Origin of the sequence: Neoalteromonas flava (genome assembly GCF_002807685.1) — a bacterium.
GTDB lineage: Bacteria > Pseudomonadota > Gammaproteobacteria > Enterobacterales > Alteromonadaceae > Alteromonas_E > Alteromonas_E flava.
The window spans coordinates 405,548-428,398 of the sequence record NZ_PEAX01000003.1 but is presented as its reverse complement, the minus strand read 5'-3'; the positions used below and the strand labels follow the sequence as shown (position 1 = coordinate 428,398).

Annotated in this window: 22 protein-coding genes; 14 read left to right on the top strand and 8 right to left on the bottom strand. The window is 45.8% G+C overall.

Annotated elements, in window-relative coordinates:
• Positions 1–21 precede the first annotated feature (21 nt).
• Together CSH92_RS07965 and CSH92_RS07960 are read right to left on the bottom strand one after the other, a co-directional pair.
• Positions 22–576 (bottom strand): NAD(P)H nitroreductase, encoded by a 555-nt coding sequence (locus CSH92_RS07965; RefSeq protein ID WP_100657081.1) that lies wholly within the window; start codon positions 574–576, stop codon positions 22–24.
• Between the two features lie 68 nt (positions 577–644).
• A complete protein-coding gene (locus tag CSH92_RS07960; protein ID WP_240612761.1) occupies positions 645–1,262 on the bottom strand; it encodes an HvfX family Cu-binding RiPP maturation protein in 618 nt (205 codons plus the stop codon).
• Between the two features lie 66 nt (positions 1,263–1,328).
• Between CSH92_RS07960 and CSH92_RS17100 the strand changes: the two genes are divergently transcribed.
• From CSH92_RS17100 to CSH92_RS07950, 3 genes are all read left to right on the top strand, one after another.
• A complete protein-coding gene (locus CSH92_RS17100; RefSeq protein ID WP_164084690.1) occupies positions 1,329–1,502 on the top strand; it encodes a hypothetical protein in 174 nt (57 codons plus the stop codon).
• Between the two features lie 99 nt (positions 1,503–1,601).
• Positions 1,602–3,467 (top strand): signal peptide peptidase SppA, encoded by a 1,866-nt coding sequence (sppA, locus tag CSH92_RS07955; RefSeq protein WP_100657079.1) that lies wholly within the window; start codon positions 1,602–1,604, stop codon positions 3,465–3,467.
• A 52-nt stretch (positions 3,468–3,519) separates the two neighbouring features.
• Positions 3,520–4,011, top strand: a complete 492-nt coding sequence (locus CSH92_RS07950; protein ID WP_100657078.1) for a SprT family zinc-dependent metalloprotease — start codon at positions 3,520–3,522, stop codon at positions 4,009–4,011.
• On the opposite strand, the gene yfbV is transcribed toward CSH92_RS07950, so the two are convergent.
• A complete protein-coding gene (gene yfbV, locus CSH92_RS07945; protein ID WP_100657077.1) occupies positions 3,995–4,441 on the bottom strand; it encodes a terminus macrodomain insulation protein YfbV in 447 nt (148 codons plus the stop codon). The genes CSH92_RS07950 and yfbV overlap by 17 nt on opposite strands.
• A gap of 292 nt (positions 4,442–4,733) precedes the next feature.
• Between yfbV and trxB the strand changes: the two genes are divergently transcribed.
• From trxB to infA, 4 genes are all read left to right on the top strand, one after another.
• Complete coding sequence (gene trxB / locus CSH92_RS07940; RefSeq protein WP_100657076.1) at positions 4,734–5,696, top strand: thioredoxin-disulfide reductase; 963 nt, start codon at positions 4,734–4,736, stop codon at positions 5,694–5,696.
• A gap of 38 nt (positions 5,697–5,734) precedes the next feature.
• A complete protein-coding gene (gene aat, locus CSH92_RS07935; RefSeq protein WP_100657075.1) occupies positions 5,735–6,460 on the top strand; it encodes a leucyl/phenylalanyl-tRNA--protein transferase in 726 nt (241 codons plus the stop codon).
• The gene (locus CSH92_RS07930) at positions 6,460–7,158 is read left to right on the top strand and encodes an arginyltransferase (RefSeq protein ID WP_100657074.1); all 699 of its coding nucleotides are present in this window, start codon (positions 6,460–6,462) and stop codon (positions 7,156–7,158) included. The genes aat and CSH92_RS07930 overlap by 1 nt, the downstream gene beginning before the upstream one ends.
• 77 nt (positions 7,159–7,235) lie before the next feature.
• Positions 7,236–7,454 carry a translation initiation factor IF-1 gene (gene infA / locus CSH92_RS07925; protein ID WP_100640785.1) on the top strand — a complete coding sequence of 73 codons (219 nt, stop codon included), beginning with the start codon at positions 7,236–7,238 and terminating at the stop codon, positions 7,452–7,454.
• A gap of 68 nt (positions 7,455–7,522) precedes the next feature.
• On the opposite strand, the gene clpA is transcribed toward infA, so the two are convergent.
• Positions 7,523–9,796, bottom strand: coding sequence for an ATP-dependent Clp protease ATP-binding subunit ClpA (gene clpA / locus CSH92_RS07920; RefSeq protein ID WP_100657073.1), 2,274 nt, complete (start codon positions 9,794–9,796; stop codon positions 7,523–7,525).
• A 17-nt stretch (positions 9,797–9,813) separates the two neighbouring features.
• On the bottom strand, positions 9,814–10,134 hold the full coding sequence (clpS, locus tag CSH92_RS07915) for an ATP-dependent Clp protease adapter ClpS (RefSeq protein ID WP_100657072.1): 321 nt from the start codon (positions 10,132–10,134) through the stop codon (positions 9,814–9,816).
• Between the two features lie 196 nt (positions 10,135–10,330).
• On the opposite strand from clpS, the gene cspD reads away from it, so the two are divergent.
• The gene (gene cspD / locus CSH92_RS07910; protein WP_100657071.1) at positions 10,331–10,549 is read left to right on the top strand and encodes a cold shock domain-containing protein CspD; all 219 of its coding nucleotides are present in this window, start codon (positions 10,331–10,333) and stop codon (positions 10,547–10,549) included.
• A gap of 109 nt (positions 10,550–10,658) precedes the next feature.
• Here cspD and CSH92_RS07905 read toward each other — a convergent pair whose 3' ends face one another.
• The gene (locus CSH92_RS07905; protein ID WP_100657070.1) at positions 10,659–12,887 is read right to left on the bottom strand and encodes an NADP-dependent isocitrate dehydrogenase; all 2,229 of its coding nucleotides are present in this window, start codon (positions 12,885–12,887) and stop codon (positions 10,659–10,661) included.
• Positions 12,888–13,057: 170 nt separating this feature from the next.
• Here CSH92_RS07905 and CSH92_RS07900 point away from each other — a divergent pair, with 170 nt between their 5' ends.
• From CSH92_RS07900 to CSH92_RS07875, 6 genes are all read left to right on the top strand, one after another.
• Positions 13,058–13,621 (top strand): rRNA large subunit pseudouridine synthase E, encoded by a 564-nt coding sequence (locus CSH92_RS07900; RefSeq protein WP_100657069.1) that lies wholly within the window; start codon positions 13,058–13,060, stop codon positions 13,619–13,621.
• Positions 13,622–13,714: 93 nt separating this feature from the next.
• Positions 13,715–14,830, top strand: a complete 1,116-nt coding sequence (gene mnmA, locus CSH92_RS07895; RefSeq protein WP_100657068.1) for a tRNA 2-thiouridine(34) synthase MnmA — start codon at positions 13,715–13,717, stop codon at positions 14,828–14,830.
• On the top strand, positions 14,831–15,457 hold the full coding sequence (gene hflD, locus CSH92_RS07890) for a high frequency lysogenization protein HflD (protein WP_100657067.1): 627 nt from the start codon (positions 14,831–14,833) through the stop codon (positions 15,455–15,457). It begins immediately after the preceding gene.
• 13 nt (positions 15,458–15,470) lie between these two features.
• On the top strand, positions 15,471–16,844 hold the full coding sequence (gene purB, locus CSH92_RS07885; protein WP_100657066.1) for an adenylosuccinate lyase: 1,374 nt from the start codon (positions 15,471–15,473) through the stop codon (positions 16,842–16,844).
• Positions 16,845–16,891: 47 nt separating this feature from the next.
• Positions 16,892–18,052, top strand: a complete 1,161-nt coding sequence (locus CSH92_RS07880) for an adenylate/guanylate cyclase domain-containing protein (RefSeq protein ID WP_100657065.1) — start codon at positions 16,892–16,894, stop codon at positions 18,050–18,052.
• A 10-nt stretch (positions 18,053–18,062) separates the two neighbouring features.
• Complete coding sequence (locus CSH92_RS07875; protein ID WP_100657064.1) at positions 18,063–19,214, top strand: JmjC domain-containing protein; 1,152 nt, start codon at positions 18,063–18,065, stop codon at positions 19,212–19,214.
• A gap of 30 nt (positions 19,215–19,244) precedes the next feature.
• On the opposite strand, the gene CSH92_RS07870 is transcribed toward CSH92_RS07875, so the two are convergent.
• Both CSH92_RS07870 and ydiJ read right to left on the bottom strand, forming a co-directional pair.
• Positions 19,245–19,658 (bottom strand): DUF4826 family protein, encoded by a 414-nt coding sequence (locus tag CSH92_RS07870; RefSeq protein ID WP_100657063.1) that lies wholly within the window; start codon positions 19,656–19,658, stop codon positions 19,245–19,247.
• 2 nt (positions 19,659–19,660) lie between these two features.
• Positions 19,661–22,714 carry a D-2-hydroxyglutarate dehydrogenase YdiJ gene (ydiJ, locus tag CSH92_RS07865; protein ID WP_476692333.1) on the bottom strand — a complete coding sequence of 1,018 codons (3,054 nt, stop codon included), beginning with the start codon at positions 22,712–22,714 and terminating at the stop codon, positions 19,661–19,663.
• Positions 22,715–22,851: the final 137 nt, after the last annotated feature.

Genomic DNA, 22,851 nt, shown 5'->3' with positions numbered 1-22,851 from the left:
CTCACCGCGCGTTAATTCTGCTCAACCTTGCCATTCGGTAAAGTAATTATTCGCGTCTCGACTTGGTGGGCCTTTCGGCTCACATGCCGGTGTTCCCAAATATAAAAATCCTACGATTTCATCATCGTTACTGATAGACAACGCTTCTTTTACGTAACTGCATTGAGCGTAGCTCCCAGTTCTCCAAATACCGGCATACCCTTGCGCTACAGCTGCCATTTGCATCGCATGTACGGCGCATCCAGCAGATTGCACTTGTTCAATGAAGGGAACCTTTGGATGTTCGGTATAGCGTGTTGCTGCGACAATCACCATGGGGGCTCGTACCGGTAGCTGCGGCGCTCGTTCGATGGCTTTACTATCTTCTCCGCGATGGATTGCCGAGGCTTCAAAGATTTCACCTAACTGTTTTAAGCCTTCACCAGTAAAGATAATAAACTGCCACGGCGTTAAACACCCATGATCTGGCGCGCGAAGAGCCGCTTTTTTAATGATTTCAAGGGCTTCGCCCGCAGGTGCAGGCGCTTGTAACCGGGGCAGAGATTGTCGTTGGGTTAATAATTTAATGGCATTCATTTCTCGGAACATCATTCGATTATAAAGACCAACACACTATCATAGGAATCTAGTGCTATCGATTATTTTTACTTAACAACTTCTCGTTTGTGTAACCAATAATCAACCGAAACGTAACGCCCACCGCCAAGGAAAAATAGAGCAACTAGCATGATAAAATAAGTCGCCGCAAATTCGATCCCATTGTTCAATATAACGAAATTCCCGCTACTGGTAAGCCAGTCATAATTCCCGTGGGTTTGTAGCAGTGACTTCGCAGCTGCGATCTTATCCGCCGCCTCCATCACACTTGGATTGCTTAAAATGGTTCCGTCTGCTAACCAACTACTGCTATCAGCGATGGCTAGCCAGCCATTCTCCCAATGCACGCTGAAAGCCGCAACTAACATGGTAAACATCAACGGCAGTGCAATTAGTCGAGTGGCTAAACCGAGCAGCAACAACACGCCACCAAGCAATTCTGTTCCAGCAGCCAGGCTAGCCATAAGTGTTGGAAAGGGCATGCCAAGCCCCCATTCACTGTTGCCAAACCACAGCACTACATCTTCAAAGCCAACCACTTTGTTCCAACCTGCTTGCAGCATAATCGGCGCTAAGTACAAGCGCAGTAATAGTGGTGCGATCCCTTCAAATCGCTGGCTTGCATTAATCAATGTATGATAGTTTTGGCTTACTGAGGCAATCACGTCTCTACTCCGTTCATATGGGTTAAATAAATAGAGCGTGCAAGTCATCTTTAAATTTCAATGATAATGAAAAATAATCGCGAGCAAACTCAACCAGCATCGGTATTTTCCCGCTTGCACGTTAGGCAAGCGCATAAAGTTAAAGCAACACCCAAAAAAGCACGTACCTTAATGGCACTGAGCGCGGATGACCATAAAGCGATGGCTCAACTCATACAAAAATGGTTGGGTGAAAGTTAAACAGCAACAGAACTGTCATAAATAATTACATTTTAAATTTCTCGATCCTTTCTGGATTGATTAACATATAGACAGTTAAAGATCAGAGGTAGTACTTGCATGGCAAGCAATGGTAATTGGACGAAATCTTTATTTGTTGGGCTTTGGAATGCGCTGAATTTCAGCCGCAAACTAGTCTTCAATGCAATCTTCATTTTCCTCATTGTAGGATTCTTTATCATCATCAGCAGTGGTGACGACAATAAGGTTACAGTACCGCAAGACAGTGCCCTTGTGCTCAACCTTTATGGAACTTTAGTGGTTGAGAAAACCGCTGTGGACCCGTTTGAGTCTTTTATCAACGAAGCCTTCGAGCAAGAAGAAGAAAACCCTGAGGTTTTGGTGTCAGATGTGGTAATGGTGTTGGAAAACGCCAAGGCTGATAATCGGATTAAAGCACTCGTGTTAGATCTTCACGGATTGTTCGGCGGCGGTTTGGATAAACTGCGTACCATTGCCAATGCGGTTGAAGATTTTAAAACTTCCGGTAAGCCAGTTTATGCCGTCGGTGACTACTTTTCCCAAGACCAGTATTACATTGCAGCGCACGCCGACAACCTCTACCTGCACCCGATGGGTGGGATGCTTCTTGAAGGCTATGGTCGCTATCGCACCTACTTTGCCGAAGCCTTAGAAAAACTCAAACTAACAACCCATATTTTCCGCGTCGGTACTTTTAAGTCTGCAGTTGAACCCTACTTGCGTAACGACATGTCTGATGCAGCGAAACAAGCCAATTCCGCATGGTTAGACGTATATTGGCAACAATATAAACGCGATGTTGCAGCGGCTCGTAATATGGATACCAGCAACTTTGATGAAAAGCTTGATGTATTGGTAGAGAAAATGGCTGCGGTTGAAGGTGATTTTGCTCAATATGCGTTAACTAACGGATGGGTCGATCAGTTAAAGGACCGTAATCAAGTACGCACAGAATTGCAGGAGATTGTGGGCAAAGACTCGTCTAAACTGGGTTACAAGGCGATTAATTACGAAAATTACCTGAGTGTTATTAATTTACCACTGGATTTAATGGCTACAGACAAAGATAAAGTCGGTATTGTCGTAGCGAAAGGCACCATACTCAATGGCGATCAAAAAGCCGGTACCATCGGTGGCGACTCTACTGCCCGTCTTTTGCGTAAAGCGCGTTTAGACGACAGCATTAAAGCGGTGGTACTCCATGTTGATTCTCCAGGCGGCAGTGCGTTTGCCTCTGAAGTTATTCGAAATGAGATTGAATTGTTAAAGCAAGCCGGTAAGCCAGTTGTTGCCAAAATGGGTACCTATGCCGCATCTGGTGGCTATTGGATTTCAGCAAGTGCAGACAAGATTATCGCTTCACCCAGCACCATTACTGGATCGATCGGTGTTTTCGGCATGTTTTTAACCTATGAAAACACGTTGGATTACTTGGGCTTGCATACAGATGGTGTTGGTACAACTGAACTGGCTGGAATATCTCCTGCCCGTGGTCTTGACCCACGCGTTGGACAAATTATTCAACACAGTATTGAACACTCTTACGACCAATTTATTAATTTAGTCGCAAGCGAGCGCAAACTTGACGAAAATAGGGTTCGAGAAATCGCTGAAGGCCGCGTATGGATTGGTGAAACGGCTCTAGAGTTAGGCTTAGTTGATAGTTTGGGCGACCTAGATGACGCGGTACAAAGCGCAGCTGAACTGGCGAATTTAGAAGATTATGCGGTGCGTAAGGTTGAACGTTCATTGTCACCTAAAGAAAAATTCTGGAAGGAGTTTTTCGGTCAAGCCGCCGTTTGGATGGCTGGTTCGGGTATTGCAACCTCTGAAAGTTACGCCATGGGACTATTTAAACAAGTCGTAATGGAATTTGATGCGGTGGCGCGACTTAACGACCCACGCGGTGTATACGCCATGTGTGTCGCGTGCGAAATCAAATAACGATTAACGTATACCCAACCATTGGGCGCCGCTTGGCGCCCTTTGTATTTGCATGCTAGCTGAATCAATAAAACACCAAATTCAACAACAGGTTGAAGCCTTAATTGCACAAGCTGAATCGGCTCTGGCCCAGCCATTGCGCGTACCTACTATTGGTTATCGGCGGGCAGGTAAAACCGGTGGTAGTGCACATCTGCAAAAAAACCATATCAACTTCAACCCCATCTATCTGACAGAAAATCTGGACCATTATCGTCAACATGTGATTCCACACGAAGTTGCCCACATCGTCGTTTGGCAGTGTTTTGGTAAAGTAAAGCCCCATGGGAAGGAATGGCAGACGGTGATGAGCGATGTTTTTAGGGCCACGCCTACGGTGACTCACAATATGCAATCGTCCCTGTTGCGTGATACCAGCGTTACCTATCGTTGCGACTGCGGAGATGTTGGATTAAGCCTGCGGCGACACAACAAAGTCCTGCGTGGGCAACAGTACCAATGCCGGCGCTGTAATCAGATATTAATCGTTAAAACCACGACTTAGTAAATACCCGATCCAATTCATCGAAGGCGGTTTTTAACATTGCCGCCAATTCCTTATAACGCGGCTTGGGGGTCAGTGCTTTTAAACGACAACCGTGCGCAGTCATCTTGCTGTGAATATCGATATACCAAGCTTTGAGTGCTGGAGGTAGCTGCTGGTTGGCGCGAAATCCCAACCACATCAGTCCTTGCAGCGGTAAGCTCAAGAAAAATGCAGCCACGGTCACGGCTTGCGGAATATGCGCTGTACCCAATTGTTGGATCAATACTGCACAACTGACGACCGCTAATGGCGGTGCTACTTTTATCAACAAACGTGTCAGCGCAACCACACGACACTCTGGAAACAGAGCATACAATGGTTTCTCCATCGGCCAAGTCTTCATGTAAGACTGACCATCTTTGAGCATGTTAGCGACTGAGAGCGACATTTGACTCGTTACCTCTAAGTTGATTCTTTAACTATAAACAAATACGGCTCAATTAGGTATATCGATTTATTCTATAAAAGCATGAGCACTGATAGTGTTGATCTTTACGTACAACGAGTGATGTGAATCAGCGTATTCACGCAGCAACTAGTCGAAAACAACAAACAAATTGTGATTAAATTCCTCCAAAGCACGCGGAGACAGTTGATTCTTAAAAATTAACCCCCAGAATACACAGCAGTAAAATTTTCCGGTTGTGTAACAGCGCAACTTTGTTATCGGAGCTCTTTTAATGCCTTCAGAAAAAACAACACGTCACGTTCGTTTATTAATTTTGGGATCTGGTCCTGCAGGGTACTCTGCGGCGGTTTATGCTGCCCGCGCTAATTTAAACCCTGTACTGTTAACCGGTATCCAGCAAGGCGGTCAGTTGACCACCACTACAGAAGTAGAAAATTGGCCGGGCGATCCGGAAGGATTGACTGGTCCTGATCTTATGGTGCGGATGCAAAAGCATGCAGAAAAATTCGATACCGAAATTATTTTTGATCACATCAACAAGACAGACCTTAGCAAGCGCCCATTCACTCTAGAAGGTGATAACGGCATTTATACGTGTGATGCCCTGATAATTGCCACCGGTGCTTCTGCGCGCTATTTAGGCCTTCCAACTGAGCAAGCCTTCATGGGTAAAGGAGTATCAGCCTGTGCAACCTGTGATGGCTTTTTTTACCGCAATCAAAAAGTCGCGGTAGTTGGGGGCGGAAATACCGCGGTTGAGGAAGCATTGTACCTGTCTAACATTGCCTCTGAAGTTCACGTTGTTCACCGCCGTGACAGTTTCCGCAGTGAAAAGATTTTGGCCGACCGGCTGATGGATAAAGCCCAAAATGGAAACGTTGTCCTGCACTTGGACCGCACATTGGATGAAGTTGTCGGTGACGACATGGGAGTTACAGGGATCAAGATAAAGTCAACCAAGGATGATTCGATCGAGTCAATCGATGTTGCTGGACTCTTTATTGCCATTGGACACAGCCCAAACACGGGTATTTTTGACGGCCAACTGGACATGAAAGATGGCTATATAGTAGTTAACAGTGGCCTTAACGGTAATGCTACACAGACCAGTGTCGAAGGTGTATTCGCCGCTGGTGATGTATCTGACCATATTTATCGTCAAGCCATCACTTCTGCTGGTACTGGCTGTATGGCAGCTTTAGATGCTGAAAAATACCTTGACGGTCTAGCTTAATTCAGCGCTATTATTAGGCCTCTAACCGAGGCCTAACTATGATCCAACTTTATCAGTTAGACAACAGCTTACACTTTCCTCCCACCGAGCTTGCTCTGCAAGAGCCTAGTGGTCTTTTGGCGTTTGGTGGAGACCTAAGCGTGGAGCGCCTTGTTCAAGCCTACCGGAAGGGCATATTTCCTTGGTTTAACATCGGCGAGCCAATTTTATGGTGGTCGCCTGATCCACGGGCTATTCTGAGCTGCGATGATTTTCACTGCTCGAAGAGTTTACGTAAACTGATTCGCCAACAGCGCTATCAAGTCACCATAAATAAGGCCTTCGGTGAAGTCATCCAGCATTGTGCAAGCGTGCCGCGCATGCATTCGTTAGATACTGCCGAGCTCAGTAACCACACGTGGATCACTCAGGATATGCAAGCAGCCTATCGCAGACTGCATCAAAATGGCTATGCTCATTCCGTCGAAGTCTGGGATGCAGGTAAATTAGTCGGCGGTTTATACGGCGTTGGTATCGGCGCTAGTTTTGCTGGAGAGTCCATGTTTCACCTCGCACCCAACACTTCCAAGCTGGCGCTTGCAGCTTTGGTTAGTCACCTGAAAGCGCACGGTATAAGCTTTATTGACTGTCAAATTGAAAATCCGCATTTACTCTCGTTAGGTGCTGAATCTATACCACGTGAGCAATTTTTAGCTATGCTTAAAACAGCACAGGCCAAACCCATACAGTCGACATTATGGCAGTCACAACACATCAACTTTTAATGAAGTTTGGGCTCACCCAAACATTTGAATGCAGTTATATTCCCGCACAACGCGAACAATTGTTGGTGTATGTAGAAGAAAACGACGATCAAAACGCACAATACGAATTATTGATACGCGCAGGATTTCGGCGCAGTGGCGAGCAAATTTATCGCCCTCATTGTCCCAACTGTAACGCCTGTGAAAGCTTACGTATTCCAGTGCATGAGTTCAGGCCATCTAAAAGTCAAAAACGAATTTTAGCCAAGAATAACGATGTCAGCGTGCAATACCGACGCGAAGCACTGCCTGAGCATTATCAATTATACGAACGTTATATCTCTGGTCGGCACGCCGACGGCAGTATGTATCCTCCAAGCCCGTCTCAATACGAAAACTTTATTCATTGTAGTTGGAATCAACCGCTATTTTTTGAGGCATGGCACGCAGACAAACTAATTGCCGTGTCAGTGGTCGATGAATTGAGTGACGCCTATTCCGCCCTGTATACTTATTTTGCTCCAGAATTGGCCGACCGTTCGCCGGGCAAATTAATGATCTTAAAAATCCTCGAACACGCCCAAAACCAAGCCAAAGATTTTGTTTATTTGGGTTATCAAATCGATGCCTGTCAAAAAATGAATTATAAGAAAGACTTTTACCCTCACGAGCGATTTTTTGCCAATCAATGGCATCGGATCACAAAAAAAGGCCAGTAAGTGCTTTACACCTGCGTGGTTATTGATTAAAGTCTGCGCGGCTATTTTTTTGGAATATTTTGAGGTAATTGCTTTACATGGCAAAAGAAGACAGTATTGAAATGGAAGGCGTCATCCTAGACACCTTACCAAATACAATGTTTCGCGTAGAATTAGAGAACGGGCATGTGGTCACCGCGCACATTTCTGGCAAAATGCGTAAAAACTATATCCGCATCCTAACGGGTGACAAAGTTACCGTTGAAATGACGCCTTATGACCTTTCTAAAGGGCGTATTATTTATCGCGCGCGCTAAGTAATGGCAAACCAACGAATCAAATAAAAAGCCCGGTTTTAAACCGGGCTTTTTTGTCGCTTAATGCGCTACGAAGATGTTGCCGGCTTATTTTTCTCAAGCGCTTTAAACTTAAAGGTAAATTTATCAGCCTTGAGTCCAACTTTTACACTGCCGCCATTACTGAGCTCGCCAAACAATAACTCGTTGGCCAGTTCTTTCTTCAATTGCTGCTGAATGACTCTAGCCATTGGGCGCGCTCCCATAGCTTTATCATACCCAAGTTCTGCAAGATGAGCGCGCGCAGCATTGCTGACTTCTAACGAGACGCCCTTCGCATCGAGCTGCGCTTGCAGTTCAATAATGAACTTATCCACCACCTGCAAGATAATGTCTGGCTCTAAATGGTTAAACCAGATAATTCCATCCAAGCGATTACGAAATTCAGGCGAAAATATCTTGTTGATTTCACTCAGCGCGTCATGACTGTGATCTTGTTGTTTAAACCCTATAGATTTGCGCACAGTTTCTTGAACACCCGCGTTAGTGGTCATCACCAACACAACATTGCGGAAGTCAACCTTACGCCCGTTGTTATCCGTTAAGGTACCGTGATCCATCACTTGCAACAGGATATTGTATATATCACTGTGTGCCTTCTCTAATTCATCCAGCAGAACCACTGAGTATGGGTTCTTGATCACAGCATCAGTCAACAGTCCGCCTTGGTCAAAGCCTACATATCCTGGCGGCGCACCAATCAAACGACTGACTGAGTGGCGTTCCATGTATTCAGACATATCAAAACGAATCAGTTCAACACCCATTATCTTAGCTAACTGTTGAGTGACTTCAGTTTTACCCACACCGGTAGGTCCAGCGAATAAGAAACTACCGACCGGCTTTTTCTCGTTGCCTAAACCCGAGCGCGATAGATGGATCGCATCGGTTAATGACTCGATGGCATTATCCTGACCAAACACCACCATTTTTAAGTTACGGCTTAGATTCTTAAGCACTTCTTTATCTGATGCCGATACGGATTTTTCTGGGATCCGAGCAATTTTGGCAATTACGTGCTCGATGTCGCCCACCCCAATCGTCTTTTTACGCTTGGACAGTGGTAACAAACGCTGACTCGCGCCCGCTTCGTCCATCACATCGATGGCTTTGTCAGGTAAGTGACGCTCATTAATGTATTTTGCGGATAATTCAGACGCAGCTTGGATGGCTTTGTTGGTAAAACGCACATTGTGATGCGCTTCGTAACGCGATTTTAAGCCCATCAAGATTTTAGTCGTGTCAGCCACACTAGGCTCTACAATATCGACTTTCTGGAAGCGTCGAGCCAATGCCCTATCCTTCTCAAAAATGCCTTGATATTCCTGATAAGTGGTTGAGCCTATACAACGCAGTTCTCCACTCGATAACTTTGGCTTAAGTAGATTCGAGGCGTCCATTACACCACCAGATGCAGCTCCCGCACCAATAATTGTGTGAATTTCGTCAATAAACAGGATCGCGTGTTCATCTTTACTGAGTTCCTTCAAAATTGCCTTCAAGCGCTTTTCAAAGTCTCCGCGATATTTAGTACCCGCTAACAAACCACCTAAATCTAATGAATAAACCGTACTCTCAGCGATAACATCAGGCACTTGCTTATTCACTATGCGATAGGCCAAACCTTCTGCTATAGCGGTTTTACCCACACCCGCTTCACCGACTAATAAGGGGTTGTTTTTACGCCGGCGACATAAGATTTGGATGGTCCTTTCCAGTTCGCTGTCACGACCAATTAAAGGGTCAATTTTACCGTCTTTTGCACTCTCATTGAGATTGCTGGCAAATTTATACAGTGCCGATTGGTTTTCTTCTCCATCAGCCCCTTCTTCAGCGGTCTCAGTCGTGCCAGGACTATCATCATCTGCTTTGCTTACGCCATGACTGATAAAGTTAACCACGTCTAAGCGGGTAACATCTGCCTTTTTAAGAATGTAAACCGCTTGCGACTCTTGCTCGCTAAAGATTGCTACCAGCACATTCGCGCCGGTGACTTCTTCTTTACCTGACGATTGAACGTGGAATACCGCACGCTGCAACACACGTTGAAAGCCAAGTGTGGGCTGCGTTTCTCGCTCATTTTCGTCATCTTCTAGGATTAACGGTGTAGTATCTTTCACAAACTCTGTGAGTTCGTTACGAATAATATCAATGTCTGCACCACAGGCTTTGAGTGCCTCTTGTGCCGCGGGGTTATCCATCAATGCCAGCAACAAATGCTCAACCGTCATAAACTCATGACGGTGTTCTCTGGCGAATACAAAAGCAGTGTTTAAGGTCTGCTCTAAATCTTTATTTAACATACTTCCCCCAATAATACTTACGCGGGCTCCATGGAGCACATCAATGGGTGCTGGTGTTTACGCGCATATTGATTAACCTGCATGACTTTCGTTTCTGCAATTTCAGCAGTATAAACACCACATACCGCCTTCCCCCGATAATGGACCGTCAACATCAGTTGATTGGCCTTCTCACTGTCCATGTTGAAAAATTTTCTCAACACCTCAACTACAAAATCCATTGGTGTGTAGTCATCATTATTAAGCAATACCTTATACATCGGCGGCGGCTGAGCTTTCTTGCGCACATCTTCCAGATGCTTTTGCTTATCAATACTGATGGTGTTGTCTTTACTCATACTTTAATAATAGTCACAGATTTGAAATTTTAAGAAACATTTGTTTCAGCGATTTTTGCCCAATCGCCTTGACATATAGTGGTTAAAATATCTACAGTTTAAGAGTGGTAATGTGAAGTGACGCACATTTCCCGCTTCTCTACTTCATTGTGGGGTCTAAAAAGTTGGAGTTCAAGGATTAAGAGGAAGTTGATGTATGGCAGTTGGTAAGGTTAAGTGGTTTAACAACGCGAAAGGGTTCGGTTTTATTGTGCCGGAAGATGGCGGCGATGACATCTTTGCACATTATTCAACGATTCAAATGGAAGGCTACCGTTCTCTTAAAGCAGGTCAGGAAGTAACGTTTGATATTCAGGAAGGCCCCAAAGGTCTTCACGCGGAAAATATCGATGTCCCGGATAAACCGGAACGCTAAAAGTTACAAAAAAGCCCGGTTAACCGGGCTTTTTTATTACTTATCCTATCGGAAATGAAATAGGCCTACACATTAGAGACCTATTTAGCGGCAACACATCGAATGAAATTTATACGCCGGTAAGCGCATCACGAAGCAACTTGCTCGGCGACATTGCTACACTGACTTTATCTTCATCCGGCATATAGTAACCACCAATATCAATTGGCTGGCCTTGAGTCGCATCAATTTCTGCCAAGATCTCACTTTCTTTTTCTGCCAAGACTTTAGCTAGCTTAGAGAAGTGCTCAGCCATACCTGAGTTTTCTTGCTGTGCGGCAAGCGCTTCAGCCCAATACATAGCAAGATAGAAATGACTGCCGCGGTTATCCAGTTCACCCGCACGACGTAACGGCGACTTGCCTTCATTGAGCAATTTCTCAGTGGCTTGGTCGAGAGTTTTAGCCAAAATTCGTGCGTTGGCATTATCATTTTTGATCGCCACGTCTTCTAGCGAAACCGCCAAAGCTAAGAACTCACCGAGAGAATCCCAGCGCAAGTGGCCTTCTTCCACGAACTGTTGCACGTGCTTAGGCGCTGAACCACCTGCGCCCGTTTCAAACAGGCCTCCGCCGGCCATCAACGGAACGATCGATAACATCTTAGCGCTGGTACCAAGCTCTAAAATTGGGAACAGATCCGTTAGATAGTCACGCAAAACGTTACCGGTTACAGAAATCGTGTCTAAGCCACGAATAGCACGTTCCATGCTGTAACGAATGGCACGCACGGGTGACATGATTTGGATGTCTAATCCAGTCGTGTCGTGGTCTTGCAAATATTTTTCTACTTTCTTAATTAACTGTGCATCGTGAGCACGCTCATCGTCTAACCAAAATACTGCGGGCATGCCACTTTGACGTGAACGAGTAACCGCAAGCTTAACCCAGTCTTGGATCGGCGCATCTTTAGCCTGACACATGCGCCAGATATCGCCCTCTTCAACCTGATGTTCAATCAATACGTTTTCGTCTTGATCAATGATGCGTACGGTTCCATCAGCGTCGAGTTCGAAAGTTTTATCATGCGAGCCATATTCTTCAGCTTTCTGAGCCATCAAGCCCACATTCGGTACCGTACCCATGGTCGTTGGGTCGAATGCACCGTGGGTTTTACAGAAGTTGATCACTTCTTGATAAATCGTTGCATAGGTACTTTCTGGGATCACGGCTTTAGTGTCTTTCGGCTTACCATCTGGCCCCCACATTTGACCTGAATTACGGATCATAGCAGGCATAGACGCATCAACAATAACGTCACTTGGTACATGCAAGTTTGAAATACCTTTATCTGAATTCACCATCGCAAGCAACGGACGGTCGGCGTAGCATTTATTGATGTCGCGTTCAATTTCAGAACGTTGTGACTCTGGTAAGGTAGAAATCTTGTCATAAACGCTGCCCAAACCATTGTTTGGATTTACGCCTAACTCATCAAATAACTCACCGTATTTTTCAAATAAATCTTTGTAGAAAACTTTTACACAGTGCCCAAACACAATGGGGTGCGACACTTTCATCATGGTTGCTTTTACGTGCAATGAGAAAAGCACACCGGTTTGACGGGCATCTTCAATCTGCTCTTCGAAGAACTTACACAATGCGTTCTTACTCATGAACATGCCATCGATTACTTCGCCGGCCAATAAATCAACGCGCGGTTTTAATACTTTTTTATTGCCATTCTTATCTTCGAATTCAATGCGTACATGACCCGCTTTTTCAACCGTCATGGATTTCTCACCCGAATAGAAATCCCCGCCACGCATGTGTGCTACGTGGGTTTGTGAAGCCTGACTCCAGGCTCCCATGGAGTGCGGGTGCTTCTTGGCATAGTTTTTAACTGCCGTTGGTGCACGACGGTCAGAGTTACCCTCTCGCAATACGGGGTTTACGGCACTGCCTAGGACTTTACCGTAACGTTCTTTAATTTTCTTTTCTTCGTCTGTTTTGGGATCTTCAGGGAAGTTAGGAACGGCATAACCTTTGCCTTGTAACTCTTTAATCGCCGCGCGAAGCTGCGGGATAGAAGCACTAATATTAGGCAGTTTAATAATGTTAGTGTCTGGATGTTGGGTCAATTCGCCAAGTTCAGCTAACGCATCTGTAATACGTTGAGATTCCTCTAGGTATTCAGGAAAACTAGCTAAGATACGCCCTGCCAGTGATATATCACTAAGCTCAACGTCGATATCTGCAGTACCCGCGAAGGCTTTAATGATCGGGAGTAATGAATATGTCGCTAAGAGTGGCGCCTCATCTGTTTTCGTGTAGATGATTTTAGACTTTGATGTGGTCATTCTGAACCTCTTCAACTTGGCTCATTGAGCCGATTAATTAAGAAATGCTTAAACGCTCAATTGTATATGGGCATATGTAAGATATACAAGTCATACCATTGTCGTATAAAGCATTTTTGATCAAGGTGCGCTTCGCGTATGATAAATCTTCGAGAAAAAAGCAGGTGCACATGCGCAAACTATCCAATAACTCTAGACAAGTTGTTCTATTTAACAAGCCGTATGATGTTCTGTCACAATTTACCGATGACCAACAGCGGCAAACGTTGAAAGATTTCATCGATATACCGGGAGTGTATGCAGCGGGTCGCCTTGATAGAGATTCAGAGGGACTACTGTTGCTAACCAATGACGGTAAACTGCAACATAAACTCAGTCACCCCGCGCGCAAAACATCTAAAACCTACTGGGCACAAGTCGAAGGAGTGCCGGATACTGGCAGCTTAAAAGCCTTTGCAACAGGGCTGGAACTAAAAGATGGCCTGACCGCACCGGCGAAAATAGAGGTGATTGAGCAGCCTCACATGCTTTGGCCTCGGACACCGCCGATCCGCGAACGTAAAAGTATTCCAACGAGCTGGCTAGCGATAACCTTGACCGAAGGTAAAAATCGTCAAGTCCGACGCATGACAGCGCATATCGGATATCCCACTCTACGTCTGATCCGCTATCGGATCGGTAATTGGACCTTAGATGGGTTAAATAGCGGTGAATACCGGCAAATTATGCTCTAACAGTATCGAATTAGCGCGAGGCTTCTGCTAAAATTCGCGCCTTTCTTTTTTAGCCTAAAGGTAGTCATGTCAGAGCACGCTCTTCCCTGTCCAATGCCGGTTGCAGATGTTGCCGAGCCGCACACCAAGAAAGTCATTGTTGGTATGTCTGGCGGTGTGGACTCTTCTGTTTCAGCTTACGTCCTGCAACAACAAGGTTACCAGGTCGAAGGCGTCTTTATGAAGAACTGGGAAGAAGATGACAATGACGAATATTGTGCAGCGGCTGAAGATCTAGCTGACGCGCAAGCCGTTGCGGATAAACTTGGTATCCATTTACACACGATTAATTTTGCTGCCGAGTATTGGGATAACGTATTTGAGTACTTCCTCGCCGAATATAAAGCCGGGCGAACGCCTAACCCGGATATCATGTGTAATAAAGAAATAAAATTTAAGGCATTTTTAGAGTTTGCTGCCGAAGACTTAGGCGCCGATTATATTGCTACTGGGCATTATGTGAGACGGCGCGAAATTGACGGTAAGTTTCAACTCCTGCGCGGTAAGGATGATAACAAAGACCAAAGTTACTTCCTCTATACCTTGAGTCACGAACACGTAGCAAAAACCCTTTTCCCAATTGGGGATATCGAAAAGCCACAAGTGAGAGAAATTGCTGCGGCGATCGGTTTGGTCACCCATGATAAGAAAGACAGTACAGGTATTTGCTTTATTGGTGAGCGCAAGTTCAGTGATTTTCTAAGCCAGTATTTGCCCGCACAGCCTGGACCAATAGTCAGTGCAGAAGGTGAACACCTTGGCGAACACCAAGGACTGATGTACCACACTTTAGGCCAGCGCAAAGGCTTGCATATTGGTGGGCTACGTGACCATGGTGATGAGCCTTGGTATGTGGTCGACAAAGATGTCGCTAGCAATACCTTGATTGTTGGCCAGGGCGCCGACCATCCACGTTTGTTTTCCAACGGCTTAATTGCCAAGCAAATGCATTGGGTTGCGCGTCAAGAATTGTCCGAGCCACTGCGAGTGACTGTGAAAACCCGCTATCGCCAACAGGACATACCGGCGATGGTATCGCCACAGCCTAACGGTGACATTGAGGTCATGTTTGATAGCCCACAAAAAGCGGTCACGCCAGGTCAATCTGTAGTGATTTATCAACAAGAAGTCTGCCTCGGTGGCGGCATTATAGAGAGTTATATTCGATAAATGTTAGTGCCTGCAATAGAACAACAACTTGCACTTGCTGGGGTTTGCCAAGCCGCTGCACTCGTTCAGCGTATTGCGCGACAGGGCGAGTTCGACAGTAAAGCGACTGAAGCCAGCTTATCCAGTATTTTGGTTACCAACCCTGAAAGCCCACAACAGGTATTTGGCGCCCTCGACAATCTTAAACTCGGCTTTCAGACCATTGTTGCGCAACTCCATAATCAGCCAGGCAATAAAGACGCTGAGCTAACGCGTTATATTGCCAGCATCCTCGGGTTGGAACGTAAACTGGCTAAAAATTCCCGTGCTATGGCGCAATTAGGCGAGCGTATTTCCCATGTGCAACGCCAACTCAATCATGTTGAGTTCGACAATCACCAGATCATCGCTTCACTTGCCAGCATTTATACCGATATTGTTAGTCCTTTGGCACCACGTATTCAGATCGCTGGTCAGCAACAGCATTTAAGTCAACCGCTCAATCAACAACGCGTACGAGCGCTGTTATTGGCCGGTGTGCGCGCAGCAGTTATGTGGCGTCAAATGGGCGGTAAACGCCGTAACATCTTATTTAAACGTAAATCTATCATCGCGGCAGCCCAGCAGGCGCTACGTATAATCAACTGAATCGGAGTCGACTTTGGATATTTCAACACTTACCGCAATCTCGCCAATTGATGGACGTTACGCCAGTAAAACATCGCCGCTACAAAGTATATTCAGTGAGTTTGGCCTACTAAAATACCGCGTTATCGTAGAGGTTCGTTGGCTACAATTGCTTTCAACATTAGAAGGTATCGCAGAAGTTCCTGAGTTTTCAGCACAGGCTAATGCGCATCTGAATGCCATTGTTGATAATTTTTCAGTGAGTCATGCTGAGCGCATCAAAGAAATCGAAAAAACCACCAATCACGATGTTAAAGCGGTGGAGTATTTTCTTAAGGAACAAGTTGAGTCAGTACCTGAATTAGCAGCAGTCACTGAGTTTATTCATTTCGCTTGTACCTCGGAAGATATTAATAATCTATCTCATGCTCTTATGTTGGAAGAGGCTCGCCGTACAGTCGTTTTACCCATGCTGGATAAAATCATTGCTGAAATGCAAGCGCTGAGCAAAGACTTAACGCCAGTGGCAATGATGGCCCGCACCCACGGCCAGCCAGCTTCCCCGACCACCATGGGTAAAGAGTTCGCCAATGTTAGTTATCGATTACAGCGTCAACGTAAACAAATTGCTGAGGTAGCAATTCTCGGTAAAATCAACGGTGCGGTGGGCAACTACAATGCACACTTGTCTGCTTACCCTGACATCAACTGGCACGCAGTTGCTGAGCATTTTGTTACTAGCTTGGGTATCGACTGGAACCCTTATACGACACAAATTGAACCGCATGATTACATTGCCGAATTGTTCGATGCGATCGCTCGCTTTAATACCATTCTGTTAGATTTTGACCGCGATGTATGGGGTTATATCGCCCTTGGTCATTTCAAGCAAAAAACCGTCGCTGGTGAAATTGGTTCTTCAACCATGCCGCATAAAGTTAACCCGATTGACTTTGAGAATTCAGAAGGCAATTTAGGCCTTGCGAATGCCCTATTCTCACATTTGGCGGCTAAACTGCCGGTATCACGCTGGCAACGTGACCTCACTGACTCGACCGTGCTGCGTAATCTTGGAGTTGGTTTGGGCTATTCTTTAATTGCTTATCACGCCACGTTAAAAGGCATGAGCAAGCTAGAAGTTAACGCACAAAGTTTATTGGACGAACTCAATGATAATTGGGAGCTTTTGGCTGAGCCAATCCAAACAGTAATGCGTCGGTACGGTATCGAAAAGCCGTACGAAAAGCTCAAAGAGTTAACCCGAGGTAAAAAGGTTAATGCGCAGATCATTGCTGACTTTATTGATGGGCTTGAATTGCCTGAGACCGCAAAAGCAGAACTCAAAGCCCTCACCCCAGCTAATTACATCGGCGATGCAATTAGCCTATCCGAACAGTTACCACGCTAATAATTAATGATTATCCTTAGCTAACTCAGGTTGGCTAAGGATAGTCTATGCTCGATACAGTAAGATCACTGCTGCGCTTGCAATTGAGCAATAGGGAGCAGATTGCCCGCTCCAGCGCCCTCGTTAAACATTTGCCTGCAAAATCAGTATTCATCATGATTACTTTGTTGGTTTTTGTCTTTCAAGTTGTAACCGCTGTGCACACAGATACTGTATTTCCGACGTTGTGGCTAATACATGCTTTGTTTTATTTGTGTACCGTGCTGGCATTGTTGGGTTATCGCTTCGCAGCACTGCAAGACCTTCGATCGCATAAGTTTTATTTAGTAACCATTGTAAGCGCTTTTGCTATTGTAGAGTGGCAAATACTGCATACCCAATTTGCTTTTGGGATTGTCACTACCCTACTCTTGACCGCTAACAATTGTGTGCTAGTGGCTCTACTAAGTGCTTGTTGCGCTGATCAAATACGCCGCGCTCAGCATGATATTAGGGGGCGTCGCCGTCAAATGTCTCTCACTCGCCAAACCAATCACACGCATATCCAAAGTGGCGCTTTTAAAACGACGACTCTGTATCAAGAATTGCAGAATATCGCGGTAATGTTTATCGACATGAGCAACTTTTGCGACCTAGTAAACCAGCGCAATGCCGCAGAACAACACGCCTTATTACATCAGTTTTATTGTGAATTTGATCGGCTAGTAAACTCATATGGTCTATACCGCATCAAAACCAACGGTGATGAATACATTGTTGCCAGCGGGTTAGCATGTATAGGCTCGCAAACCGATCAAAAAGCGCTTGAGCAGCAAAATGCGCTAGCGTTATGTCTTTGTGCATTAGCGATAAGAGCTTACTTTAACCAAGCCATCACGGAATACACTGACCGGTGTCATTTGCGCATTGGTATCGCCACGGGTGAAGTTGTCGCCGGGCGCATTGGGCGAAAAATGTTAGGCTACGACTTGTGGGGAAAGCCAATGCTGCTCGCATCTCGCTTGGAACACAGTTGTATACCTAATCAAATACAGATTTGTCCGGTAACCTATCAACAAGTAAAAGCGCAGTTGCTGACTAGTCGACGAGGTCCACAAGCATTAAAAGGCTTAGGTATCGTGACCTGCTACTGGCTGCTCAGCGACAGTCACGCTCAGGCTAAACGGCTGGATGGAGTTGTCGCAGCAAACATAAAGTCTCTGTGTTAAGCTCTGAACTTTGTACAATCATCCACCTATACAAACCGTGATCCGAACTGATTTTAATAGCGTTGACTTTCTCACCAACTATTGGCAACAGAAACCCTGCTTATTACGTGGTTTGCTACCCGCGTTTGATGATCCGATCGACGAACATGACCTTGCAGGCTTAAGCCAGGAAGAACATGTCGATAGTCGCATTGTGAGCCAATTAGATACTGGTGAATGGCATACTCAACAAGGGCCATTCAAAGACTTTAACCACGTTTTGCAAGGCAAGTGGAGTTTATTGGTCCAAGCGACCGACCGGGACTTCCCTGCGATAGATGCATTGGCTCAAGCCTTCGATTTTATTCCCTATTGGCGCTCAGATGATGTCATGATCAGTTTTAGCGTGCCCGGTGCAGGTGTTGGAGCGCACGTGGATCAGTATGATGTATTTTTAGTGCAGGGCAAGGGTCAGCGCCGATGGCAAGTAGGTATGCCTTCCAGTGAAAAAGAGGTGATCAATAACGGTCTACGCCACGTCCCACCATTTACCGCGGTAATTGATTGTATTTGTGAAGCTGGCGATGTTCTTTACATTCCGCCAAATTGGCCACATAAAGGTGAAACGTTAGTCGATGCGATAACTTACTCCGTCGGGTACCGTGCACCAGACAGTGAGCTTTTATTTGGAGCGGTTCTTGACGGGATCATGCAACAGACGATTGCTAACCAACGCTACCAGGATCCAAGCCCCCAATTTGCCACTTTGCCCGCACAGGTATCAGCAGAGGAACTTAGCCGTCTAAAGCAGCAAATGTGCGCGACCATCAATTCAGAGGCTGTAACTACGGCTCTGCTAGCCGCATTGAGCGTGCAGCACATTGATACTGAGGGAGAAGCGATTGCGCAAGAGACTATTGCACAGTCGTTGGTTTCTGGATTAACCCTGAATCGCCGAGAGGGTCTGCGCCCTATTTATGCAGATAAGCAGTCGGGTTCTGTTTTCTGGTTTTTCATCAATGGTGAGAAAATGGGCGCTACTATGTCGTTACGCCCTAATCTCGAACCGCTGTTAAATCAACCGCAGCACACAATGTATACCACCACTGAGCCAGAATTAGACGCTGAATTATCTCAACTTTTAGGTGAGTTAATTTCTTGTGGCTTTTACACTCTCGATTAAACCTTTTCACGCCGTTAAGGTGTTAAAGATCTACTGTTGCTGCCAAAGACGATCTTGTCCCTCGAGTTCAAACAAGTTTTCAGCGCGAGCTTCCAGCAAGGTCGCATAATCAAGCTGGGTCTTATCATTGGTGACTTGCAAGCGAATGTTCTCAGCTTGCAATTGCCATTTTAGGGCAAAATGTTTTAACGCCGCACGAGCGTCAGCGGCTACTGAGGCCGGAATAAAATCAACAGGCAGATCACCGCTTACCACCCATAATTGTTTACTATCACTGGTATTGATCTTCCAAACCGCAATTAAAGGCGCTAAATAGCGGCTTTCTTCGGCAACAACAGATTCAAATAACAAGCCATTTTCCGCCAAATGCTTGTTGGCTTTTTGGAATTGTTCCTTCGCCCATTCACCGAGTTGTTGTTGGTTTTGTGGTGTTTGTTGTTGCATAACTATCCTACTGATTGTTGACGCAAGTGTTGTGCTAACACTTGCAATGGATGAAGCGGTTTAAAGTCGGCAAAGCGACCTACCTGACTGCGACAAGAATACCCTGTCGCTAAAATTGTTTCTGGATTGGCATTACCCACAATCGGGGCCCAACTGAGGTTATAAATCCCCTGACTATTGGCTAAATTTTGTTGCTCATGACCGTAGGTTCCGGCCATGCCGCAACACCCGACGGCTGTCGCACTTAGCGTTAGTCCTAGTTTAGCAAATATCTCTGTCCAAAGTCGCTCAGACGCAGGCAGAGCGGTCTTCTCAGTACAATGACTTAATAATCGATAGCTAATCGCTGGTGATTGCACTTGCACTTTTGCAAATTCTACTTGTTCGACTGCGTCTATCAGCCACTCCTGAACAGTTAAAACCGCAAAATCACCACGTTTGTCCTTGAGAATTTTATTGTATTCATCGCGATAACAAAGGACTAACGATGCATCAACTCCAACCATGGGTATACCCAACGTATGGAGCTGATTTAAAAGCTTCGCGGTTTTTTGTGCGGTGCGTGCGAATCGATCTAAAAAGCCTTTAACATGCTGCGGCTTACCGTTGGGTGTAAAGGGTATAAGCACTGGCTTTAATCCAAGTGCTAGTACTAGCTCAGCAAAATGCGCGACAACTTCTGCATCGTAAAACGAGGTAAAAGGGTCTTGAACAATAAACACATACTGAGTGCGCTCTTCTGCAGACATGCCCGCAAAGCGCTTAAACTCATAAGCGTCGCAAAGGTGTTCGACGCGCTGCTTTAAATTGGGGCTGGAAAGCTGAGGCGTATCCACATAGCCAATGGTTTTAGTAAGTAGCCATTGGCTGAGTTTATTGCCTTGCAATACATTGAACAAACGCGGAAAGGCGGCCATTAGAGGGGCTAAGCGTTCAACATTGGCTACAAAGTAATCTTTCACCGGACGCATATAGCGCTGATAATAAATACTTAAGAACTTCGCTCTAAAATCGGGCACATCAACGCCCACCGGACATTGGCTGGAGCAGGATTTACACGCCAAACAGCCGTCCATCACTTCCAAAACTTCGTGGGAGAAGTCTGCGTCTTTGGGAGTTTTGCGGGTATTGACCCATCGTTCCCATATTGAAGTACTGAATGATTGCTGCTCCAACATTGCAACATCTACTCCTTGCCTAGCCAATAACCGTAACCACTCACGGATCATGCTCGCACGCCCTTTCGGACTGTGACGTCGATCGCGCGTGATCTTACTCGACGGGCACATGGGAGAAGTAACATCATAATTAAAACATAGGCCATTACCATTACAGCTCATAGCGGGTTCAAACGCTTGCTTGAACTGAATGGGGATGGTTCGGTCAAGATGACCACGTTTTGGATCTGCGACCCGCACCAGTTGCTCTGACGAATCCATCGGCGTGCATATTTTGCCTGGATTCATTTGATTGTGTGGGTCAAACGCGGTCTTTATCTTACGTAATTCCGTGAACAGCTCTTCACCAAAAAATGCCGGCCCGTATTCACTGCGATATCCCTTGCCATGCTCTCCCCACATCAGACCGCCGTATTTTGCCACTAAAGCAACGACTTGATCAGATATTTGGAGCATCAATTTCTCTTGTTCTGGATCACACATATCCAACGCTGGCCTAACGTGTAAAACGCCAGCGTCCACATGACCAAACATGCCGTAATGTAACTGGTGACTGTCGAGTAAGGCACGAAACTCTAAGATAAAATCAGCTAGGTTCTCTGGAGGTACCGCAGTATCTTCGGCAAATGCAATGGGCTTGCGCGCGCCTTTGGTCTTGCCTAACAGTCCTACCGCTTTTTTGCGCATCGCGTAGATTTTGCTTATATCAGCGCCGTTAAAGGTGATCTGATAGCCAATCACGCCTGCAGACTGCTGTTCAATAGCTTCGTCCAATGCTTTTGATAACGCATTGATACGAGTAGTGATTTCCTCTTCTGATTCGCTGTTATACTCGACCATATTGAGCCCGAGTAGGGCTTTGTTTGGCACGTCACTGATCAAATCTTTAATGCTTTCCCAAATGATATCGGTACGGGCTAAATCGAGCACATTGCTGTCAACGGTCTCCACCGATGTGGCGTTAGCTGCCACCATAGCAGGCGCATGACGCAAGGCCGACTCAAAGCTATCGTATTTGATGTTTACCAACGCTTTATAGGCTGGGATTGGGGTGATATCGAGTGTAGCTTCTGCAATGAATGCCAGAGATCCCTCGGAGCCTGTAAGGAGGCGGGTAACGTCAACGTGTGCTAAGTCAGTATCTACCGCATGCTCTAGGTCGTAGCCGGTGAGAAAGCGGTTTAGACGTGGAAATTTTGCCATTATTGCGTCACGCTTCCCAACACAACTATCAATAACCTGCTGATAAATACGACCAACAGTATCTGTTAGCGCAAATGTTTGTGTGTCAGAAATACTCTGCGGAGCTGTCTTTAGCACCTCACCATTCGCCAGTACAGCAGTCAATCCAAGCACATGATCACTGGTTTTGCCGTAGACTAAAGAGCCTTGGCCCGAAGCATCGGTATTGATCATTCCGCCCAAAGTAGCGCGATTACTGGTGGAGAGATCCGGCGAGAAAAAGAATCCATAAGGACGCAGAAAGTCATTCAATGCGTCTTTGACGATACCGGCTTGAACTTTTACCCAACGCTCCTCAACATTAATCTCAAGCACCTGATTGAGATAACGGCTGATATCAACAACAATACCGTGCGTTAATGATTGGCCATTGGTACCGGTGCCACCACCACGCGCAGAAAACTTAATCGCTGGCATCTCACTGGCAAGCTGACCGACGCGTTGCAAATCAGCAATACTACGTGGATACACGACCGCTTGCGGCATCGCCTGATAAATGGAATTGTCCGTCGCGACAGCGAGGCGGCTAGAATAACTATGCTCAATATCACCTGAAAAAGAAGAATTCCGCAACGCATCTAAGTACGCCATATATTCACTAGCGACACTACTTTCAGGCGGCACAACGGGCAAAATCAAGCGACTAACTCCTTAAAACGACGAGCGCAAAGTATACTAAAGCACGCAACGCTTTGCTGAACATTTTTACTCGATTTAGTGCGGATTGACGCGCCAGGAGAAAAGTATTCGCCTGTTAGCGCGACAACAAAGTA

Coding starts and splice junctions, on each gene's coding strand:
- CSH92_RS07965 (WP_100657081.1), bottom strand. CDS start 576: ATGAATGCCATTAAATTATTAACCCAACGACAATCTCTGCCCCGGTTA.
- CSH92_RS17100 (WP_164084690.1), top strand. CDS start 1,329: ATGAAAAATAATCGCGAGCAAACTCAACCAGCATCGGTATTTTCCCGC.
- sppA (WP_100657079.1), top strand. CDS start 1,602: ATGGCAAGCAATGGTAATTGGACGAAATCTTTATTTGTTGGGCTTTGG.
- CSH92_RS07950 (WP_100657078.1), top strand. CDS start 3,520: ATGCTAGCTGAATCAATAAAACACCAAATTCAACAACAGGTTGAAGCC.
- yfbV (WP_100657077.1), bottom strand. CDS start 4,441: ATGTCGCTCTCAGTCGCTAACATGCTCAAAGATGGTCAGTCTTACATG.
- trxB (WP_100657076.1), top strand. CDS start 4,734: ATGCCTTCAGAAAAAACAACACGTCACGTTCGTTTATTAATTTTGGGA.
- aat (WP_100657075.1), top strand. CDS start 5,735: ATGATCCAACTTTATCAGTTAGACAACAGCTTACACTTTCCTCCCACC.
- CSH92_RS07930 (WP_100657074.1), top strand. CDS start 6,460: ATGAAGTTTGGGCTCACCCAAACATTTGAATGCAGTTATATTCCCGCA.
- infA (WP_100640785.1), top strand. CDS start 7,236: ATGGCAAAAGAAGACAGTATTGAAATGGAAGGCGTCATCCTAGACACC.
- clpA (WP_100657073.1), bottom strand. CDS start 9,796: ATGTTAAATAAAGATTTAGAGCAGACCTTAAACACTGCTTTTGTATTC.
- clpS (WP_100657072.1), bottom strand. CDS start 10,134: ATGAGTAAAGACAACACCATCAGTATTGATAAGCAAAAGCATCTGGAA.
- cspD (WP_100657071.1), top strand. CDS start 10,331: ATGGCAGTTGGTAAGGTTAAGTGGTTTAACAACGCGAAAGGGTTCGGT.
- CSH92_RS07905 (WP_100657070.1), bottom strand. CDS start 12,887: ATGACCACATCAAAGTCTAAAATCATCTACACGAAAACAGATGAGGCG.
- CSH92_RS07900 (WP_100657069.1), top strand. CDS start 13,058: ATGCGCAAACTATCCAATAACTCTAGACAAGTTGTTCTATTTAACAAG.
- mnmA (WP_100657068.1), top strand. CDS start 13,715: ATGCCGGTTGCAGATGTTGCCGAGCCGCACACCAAGAAAGTCATTGTT.
- hflD (WP_100657067.1), top strand. CDS start 14,831: ATGTTAGTGCCTGCAATAGAACAACAACTTGCACTTGCTGGGGTTTGC.
- CSH92_RS07880 (WP_100657065.1), top strand. CDS start 16,892: ATGCTCGATACAGTAAGATCACTGCTGCGCTTGCAATTGAGCAATAGG.
- CSH92_RS07870 (WP_100657063.1), bottom strand. CDS start 19,658: ATGCAACAACAAACACCACAAAACCAACAACAACTCGGTGAATGGGCG.